Source organism: Umezawaea sp. NPDC059074 (assembly GCF_042738955.1).
In the GTDB taxonomy this organism is placed as follows: domain Bacteria; phylum Actinomycetota; class Actinomycetes; order Mycobacteriales; family Pseudonocardiaceae; genus Umezawaea.
Window position 1 is genome coordinate 1 of sequence record NZ_JBHYHC010000245.1, and the last position, 7,053, is coordinate 7,053.

5 protein-coding genes are annotated in these 7,053 nt (G+C 68.8%); 1 reads left to right on the forward strand and 4 read right to left on the reverse strand.

Annotation, left to right across the window (positions count from 1 at the left end; genetic code table 11):
• The 4 genes from ACFWW9_RS45265 to ACFWW9_RS45280 form a co-directional block, all read right to left on the reverse strand.
• On the reverse strand, positions 1-922 hold a 922-nt coding region (locus ACFWW9_RS45265), incomplete at its 3' end, for a lytic polysaccharide monooxygenase (protein WP_390389706.1).
• A 72-nt stretch (positions 923-994) separates the two neighbouring features.
• Entirely contained in the window at positions 995-1,969 is a 975-nt protein-coding gene (locus ACFWW9_RS45270) for an ABC transporter substrate-binding protein (protein ID WP_390389709.1), read from the reverse strand.
• Between the two features lie 50 nt (positions 1,970-2,019).
• Positions 2,020-3,990, reverse strand: a complete 1,971-nt coding sequence (locus ACFWW9_RS45275; protein ID WP_390389711.1) for an ABC transporter permease — start codon at positions 3,988-3,990, stop codon at positions 2,020-2,022.
• Positions 3,990-5,066, reverse strand: coding sequence for a glycine betaine/L-proline ABC transporter ATP-binding protein (locus ACFWW9_RS45280; RefSeq protein ID WP_390389712.1), 1,077 nt, complete (start codon positions 5,064-5,066; stop codon positions 3,990-3,992). Before ACFWW9_RS45280 ends, ACFWW9_RS45275 begins: the two co-directional genes overlap by 1 nt.
• A gap of 526 nt (positions 5,067-5,592) precedes the next feature.
• On the opposite strand from ACFWW9_RS45280, the gene ACFWW9_RS45285 reads away from it, so the two are divergent.
• Positions 5,593-6,582 carry an ABC transporter substrate-binding protein gene (locus tag ACFWW9_RS45285; protein ID WP_390389714.1) on the forward strand — a complete coding sequence of 330 codons (990 nt, stop codon included), beginning with the start codon at positions 5,593-5,595 and terminating at the stop codon, positions 6,580-6,582.
• Positions 6,583-7,053: the final 471 nt, after the last annotated feature.

Genomic DNA, 7,053 nt, shown 5'->3' on the forward strand with positions numbered 1-7,053 from the left:
CCACACAGCCCACGCGGCCCACACAGCCCACACAGCCCACGCGGCCCTCGCGGCGCTGGGCGGCGGCGCTCTCCCGTCGCCGCCAGAACAGGGCGGCGCCGATGAGGAGTGCTCCCACGACCACGATGCCCGCCGGGATCAGGATCCCCTTGTTGGCGGCCACGGCCGCGAGCCGGTCGACCTCCGGGGCCTGGGCGGCGGCCTGCGGTTCACCGAGGGAGCCGGGCTTGGGTCGGCCGGGGTCGGCGGCCTGAGCGGCCGCGGACTGCTGGCCGGCGGGGGGCGTGCCCGCGGCGGACTTGGCGACCAGGGTCACGTCGGAGCACGAGTAGTACGTGTCGGGAGTGTCCGAGTTCTGCCAGATCGTGTAGATGATCCGCCTGCCGGTCTTGTCCTGCGGCAGCCTGCCGGGCAGCACGTAGCCGTCCTTGACCAGCGGCGGGTCGGTGACGGTGAGGAACGGCTGCTCCTCCAGGTCCTGCCAGCGCAGCGCGGCCTGGGGCTGGTAGCCGTCCTTGGACAGGTACAGCCGGAACGTGCCCTTGTGCGGGATGGTCGCCCGGTAGGTGATCCGCGCGGGCGCGGTGGTGTCCAGCGTCGTGGTCGGCCAGTCGGCGCGGGCCAGGTCGAGGCCCGCGTACTCGCGCAGGCCCGCGCTGCACAGCTTGCCGTCGGGCACGACCTCGCGGTCCTTGCCCTTCACGTTGGCGATCCTGATGTTGTCCCACTCGGTCGCGGCCTTCGGGCCGCTGGCCGACAGCGCCGCCGTGCAGGCCGCGGGCGCGGGCTGCGGGCCGTCGACGCCGCACGCGGCGGCACGGCTGACCGGGGAGACGACCGAGCCGTGCGCGGTCGCGGTCCCGACGGCGAGCACCGTGAACAGGACCGCGACCGCGAACGTCCACCAAGCACGGATCCGCACTGGTCCCACCTCCATAGTGGGGATACGGATGGTGTTCGGCGAGCGTTCAACCCAACGAGCGTTCAACCCGTCTTACTTGGTGCCCGAGGGCAGCCAGGCCTTGACCTTGTCCGCGTTCGCGTCGACCCACTTCTTGGCCGCCGCGTCCGCCGACATCTTGTCCTCGGCGATGTACTTCGCGACGAGGTTCTGGTCGTCGTTCGTCCACTTGAAGTTCTTCACCAGCTGGAACGCGGGCCCGTTGGCGTCGGCGAACTTCTTGCTGACGATCTTGTCCAGGTCGTAGTCCGGGTAGTCGCACGCGATCGACTCGGCCACGGCGTCGCAGCCCGCGGCGTAGGCGGGCAGCTTGACCTTGACCAGCTTGACCTGCGACAGCAGCCACTGCGGCGAGTAGAAGTAGCCGATGAGCGGCGTCTTCTTCTCCTCGGCCTGCTTGAACGCCTGGATGAGCGCGGTCTCGCTGCCGCCGTAGACGACCTTGAAGTTGAGGTTCAGGTTCTTCACGAGCGCCTCGTCGTTGGTGACGAACGAGGGGTCGCCGTCGAGCAGCTGGCCCTTGTCGCCGGACTCCGAGGTCTTGAACAGGTCGGCGTACTTGTTGAGGTTGTTCCAGTCGGTGATGTCCGGGTGCTCCTTCGCGAGCCACGGCGGCACGTACCAGCCGATCTGCCCCTGCACGCCGGTCGACCCCGCCGAGACGGCGGTCTTCTGCTCGTCGATGTACTTCTTCTTCAGGTCGTCGTGGCCCCAGTTCTCGACCACCGCGTCGACCTCGCCGGTGCCGAAGCCCTGCCAGGCGACCTCTTCCTTGAGGTCCTTCTTGGTGACCTTGCACCCGAGCTGCTTCTCGGCCACCTCGGCGAGCACCGCGGCGTTGGCCTCGTAGCCCACCCACGGGTTCACCGCGATGTTGAACGTCCCGCAGTCGCCGGTCGACCCGGACTGGGCACTGCCGGTGTCACCGACCTTGGCGCCGCCGCACCCCGCCAGCGCGAGCGCGCAGGCGAGCACGACGCCCACGCCGGTCTTCCCGTACCGAACCACGTGATCGAACCTCCTCGTTCCGCCGCCTCGAAGGCAGCGCGTCCACTGGGTCAAACCCGCCCGGAGCGTGCCGCCGCGGCGCGCGTGAGGCGGTCGAGCAGCACCCCGAGCACGACGATGGCCAGCCCGGCCGCGAGTCCCTTGCCGTAGAGCTGCCCCTGCGAGAACCCGGCCACCACGTCGTAGCCGAGCGCGCCCGCGCCGACCAGTCCGCCGACGACGACCATCGACAGCACGTAGATGAGCCCCTGGTTGGTCGCGAGGACCAGTGCCTGCCGCGCCATGGGCAGCTGCACCTTGGTGATGGTCTGCCACGTGCTCGACCCGGAAGCCGTGGCGGCCTCGACCGTCGTGGGCGACACCGCGCGGATGCCGTCGGCGACGATCTTGATGGCGACCGGCGCCGCGAACACGACCGCGGCGACGATGGCGGTGAACCGGCTCGCCGCGAACAGCGCGAGGAACGGCACCAGGTAGACGAACGCGGGCATGGTCTGCGCCGCGTCGAGGACCGGCCGGATGATCCGGTCGGCGTGGAAGCTGCGGCCCATCCACACGCCGATCACGACGCCGAGGACCATGGTCGCGGCCGTGGCGACGAGCGTGGACGCGAGCGTGGCCATGGCGTCCTGCCACAGGCCGGTCGCGACGAGCAGGCCGAGGCACACCGCCGAGGCGATGGCGGCCCGGATCCCGCCCAGCACCACGGAGATCGCGACGACCGCGGCCGAGACGAGCCACCACGGCGAGCCGGTGAGCACCGACTGCAACGGGTCGACGAGGACCAGCGTCACGAAGTCCTTGAGGCCGTTGGTGATCCCGGACAGGTTGGTCTGCACCCAGTCCGTGGCGGTGGCGACGCCCTTGGCGATCGAGCTGCCGATCTCCACGTCGATGGGGAACTCCGCGGCCCACACGTAGGTGTAGGACAGCCAGATCGCCACGGCGGTGAGCACTCCCCCGCCGACCAGTCCACCGGTGCGGACCTTGGCGGCCAACGGGTTGCGGTTCAGCCGGGCGCGTTCGACCCGCGTGCCCGCCGCCGTCGTGACGCGGTCCAGCACGATGGCCAGCACGACGATCGCCAGTCCCGCGTTGAACGCGGTGCCGACGTCGAGCGTTTGCAGGGCTTTGACGACGGTCTTGCCGAGGCCGGGCGCGTCGATCAGCGCGGCGATGGTGACCATGGACAGCGCGGCCATCATCGTCTGGTTGACGCCCAGGACGATCGTGCGCTTCGCCGTGGGCAGCAGGACCTTCGTCAAGGTCTGGCCGCGGGTCGCGCCGAGCGACTCGCTGGCCTCGACGGTGTCGCCGGGGACGTTGCGGATGCCGTACGCGGTGAGCCGGATCGCGGGCGGGGCCGCGTAGATCAGCGTGGCGATGGTCGCGGACGCCGGGCCGATGAGGAAGAACAGCGTCAGCGGCGCGAGGTAGACGAACGTCGGCATCGTCTGCATGAAGTCGAGGACCGGCGTGATGATCTTGTTGAACCGGTCGGACAGCCCGGCCCAGACGCCGATCGGGATGCCGAACAGCAGCGCGATGACCACCGCCGCCAGCGTCAGGGCGAGCGTGTCCATGCTCTCCTGCCACAGGCCCTGGAAGCCGAGGAACGTGAACCCGGCGGCGGCCAGCAGCGCGACCCGGAAGCCGCCCGCCGCGTAGGACACGAACGCCACCAGCGCGACCACGCCGAGCCAGCCGATCAGCGGCAGCGGCCTGCCGAACGCGGGCTGCGAGATCAAGGACTGGAGGAAGACCACGAACTCGTCGATGACGAGCCGGATCTCGTTGAAGAAGTAGAGGAACAGCGGGTTGGAGTTGCGGCCCGCGCCGACGGCGTCGTTGAGGTCGTTGAGGCTCTGGTGCAGCGGGGTGAGCTGGGCCGGGCCGAGCGCGAGCGTGTGCAGACCCTTGAGCAGGGCCCACAACACCAGCCACAGGGCCACGACCAGCGCGACGACCACGCCGCGGCTCGGGCGGCGAACGTCCACACCGGACACCGCTACGGCCGCCATCAGGCGTCCGCTTCCTGGCCCGCCACGACGGCGAGGATCTCCTCGTCGCCGACGATGCCGAGCAGCTCGCCGTCCTTCACGACCTTGACCGGCGCGGCGGCCGCGAGCACCGCGCGGGTGGCGTCGCGCACCACGACGTCCGGGCCCAGCTCGGGGCCGTCCAGCACGTCGTCGGGACGCGGATCGCGCATGATCCACTTCAGCGTCAGCACGTTCGCCTTCGGCACGTCCCGGACGAAGTCGCGCACGTAGTCGTCCACCGGTGCGCCGACCAGCTCGTCACCGGTGCCGACCTGCACGACCTTGCCGTCGCGCATGATCAGGATGCGGTCGCCGAGCTTGAGCGCCTCGGCGAGGTCGTGGGTGATGAACAGCATCGTCTTGCCGACCTCGCGGTGCAGCCGGACGACCTCGTTCTGCATGTCCCGGCGGATCAGCGGGTCGAGCGCGGAGAACGGCTCGTCGAACAGCAGGACGTCCGGGTCGCCCGCGAGCGCCCGTGCCAACCCGACGCGCTGCTGCATGCCGCCGGAGAGCTGGTCGGGGTAGGACTTCTCGTAGCCGCTCAGCCCGACCAGTTCGACGACCTCCATGGCCCGCTTCGCGCGCTCGGCCTTGCCGACGCCGCGGATCTCCAGGCCGTAGGAGATGTTGTCGAGCACCCGCCGGTGCGGCAGCAGGCCGAAGTGCTGGAACACCATGGAGAACTTGCGCCTGCGCAGTTCGCGCAGCCTCTTCTCGTCGGCCGCGAGGATGTCCTCGCCCTCGAACAGCACCTGGCCCGACGTGGGCTCCACGAGCCGGGTCAGGCAGCGCACGAGGGTCGACTTGCCGGATCCGGACAGTCCCATCACGACGAACACCTCGCCCGGCGCCACGTCGAACCCGACCTCGCGGACCGCCGCCGTGCACCCGGTCCGGTCCATCAGCTCGCGCCGCGACAGCGCGCACAGCTCCGGGGACTTCGGCACCGACTCGGCCTTCGGGCCGAAAACCTTCCACACATCCCGAACAGAGATGACCGGGTCGGGACGCTCCACACCGACCGAACCGACCTCGACGTCTTGGGCCGTCACGTACGACTCTCCAAACTGTGCGCTTGTTGCGGATTGCGCACTTCGTTTCTGGATGCGCGACAGCATTGACCCCGGTAGCAGCCCCGTCAAGGTCATGACGTCACGGTCGCGCGACTTTAACGTCACGAGCATTCGGCCGACACACCCCGGACCACCCGTTCCGATCACCGAAGATCCACAGTGGACAGTGCGGGTTCTTGATCGAATCCGTAGAGACGTCCACCGATCCGGTCCTCCCACCTCTTCCCGGTAAAACGGGAATTACAGCCCCCTGAAGTGCTGGAAACGGGCGTTCCCACGCTTGACGAGGGACACCGCGAGCGTCAATGCTGTGTCGCGCACCAAGAGATCAAGTGCTTGCCGACCGGCCGCGGTGGTGATCCCGCCGTGGTGGCCCGAGGGTGAACCCAGCGCGTGCGACGACGCGCCGCGGCCCCTTCGCCCGCCCCGGTCGTGACTTCCCCGTCCAGCGCAGGTCGCCGCCGCCTCCGCTCCAAGCACGCTGCCCTCTGGAGGTTCGAACAAGGTGTTACCGACAAGGTTCACCGCGCGCAGACGCGTGCGGTGGTCGGCGCTCGTGCTCACGCTGGTCCTCGGGGCGACCGGCTGCACTGAAGCGGGCGGAACCGGTGCCGCCACCGGAACCGCCGCGCCCAAGCCGACGAACTGCGGCACGATCACCATCGCCGTCAACCCGTGGATCGGCTACAAGGCCGACGCCGCGGTCGTGTCCTACCTCGCCCAGACGCAACTGGGCTGCAAGGTCGCCCTCAAGGAGCTCACCGAGGACGAGTCGTGGAAAGGCCTCGCGTCCGGCGAGGTGGACGTGATCCTGGAGAACTGGGGCCACGACGACCTGAAGAAGAAGTACGTCGACGAGGAGAAGAAAGCCGTCGTCGTCGGCCCGAGCGGCAACGCGGGCGTGATCGGCTGGTACGTGCCGCCGTGGCTCGCGAAAGAACACCCGGACATCACCGACTGGAAGAACCTGAACAAGTACGCCGACCTGTTCAAGACCTCGGAATCCGGGGGCAAGGGCCAGCTGCTCGACGGCGATCCGTCGTTCGTGACGAACGACGAGGCGCTGATCAAGAACCTGGACCTGGACTACAAGGTGGTGTACGCGGGGAGCGAACTGGAGCTGATCAAGGCGTTCCAGACCGCGGAGGAGCAGAAGAAACCGCTCATCGGGTACTTCTTCGAACCGCAGTGGCTGCACCTGGACCTGCGACTGGTGAAGGTGAACCTGCCGCCGTACAAGCCTGGGTGCGACGCGGATCCGGCGAAGGTCGCCTGTGACTATCCGGGGTACGCGTTGGACAAGATCGTGAGCAAGAAGTTCGCGGACAGCGGTGGGCCGGGGTATCAGCTGGTGAAGAACTTCCAGTGGACGAACACCGAGCAGAACACCGTGGCGAGTTTCATGGACGTGTACAAGATGCGGCCCGAAGAGGCGGCGAAGAGATGGGCCGAGGCGAACCCGGACCGGATTGAGGAGTGGTTGGGGAAGTTGTGAGGGTGGGTGTGGGTTGGGGCCCGGTCGTCGGCGGGGGTGGCGGGCGGGTTTCGGCTTTGGCGGGTGTTGGGGTTCTTGTGGGTGCTGATCCCGGCGGGATTCTTCCCTTGACCGGCGGTCCCAGCCGAGCTCTCCCCAGCGGACGCCCGTCCCAGCCGGGCTCTTGCAGTGATCGGCGATCCCAGTGGGGCCGTTGCCGTGACTGCCGGTCCCAGCTGGGCCCATCCAGCGACCACCCCGTCCCAGCGGGGTTCCGCTGGTGACCGCTGATCCCAGCCGGACTCTCGCCGTGACCGCCGGTCCCAGCCGGGCCCTCCCGGTGACCGCCGGTCCCAGCGGGGTCGGTCAGTGGCTGCGATTTCCAGCGTGCTGTGGCCGATTTGACATGGGGACCCCTCATTTCGGCCTTGGTCGGGCTCAAAAGGCGGTCCATAAAGAGTCCCGCCCGACAACCAGTTTAAGGCCGAAATC

Coding starts and splice junctions, on each gene's coding strand:
- ACFWW9_RS45275 (WP_390389711.1), bottom strand. CDS start 3,990: ATGGCGGCCGTAGCGGTGTCCGGTGTGGACGTTCGCCGCCCGAGCCGC.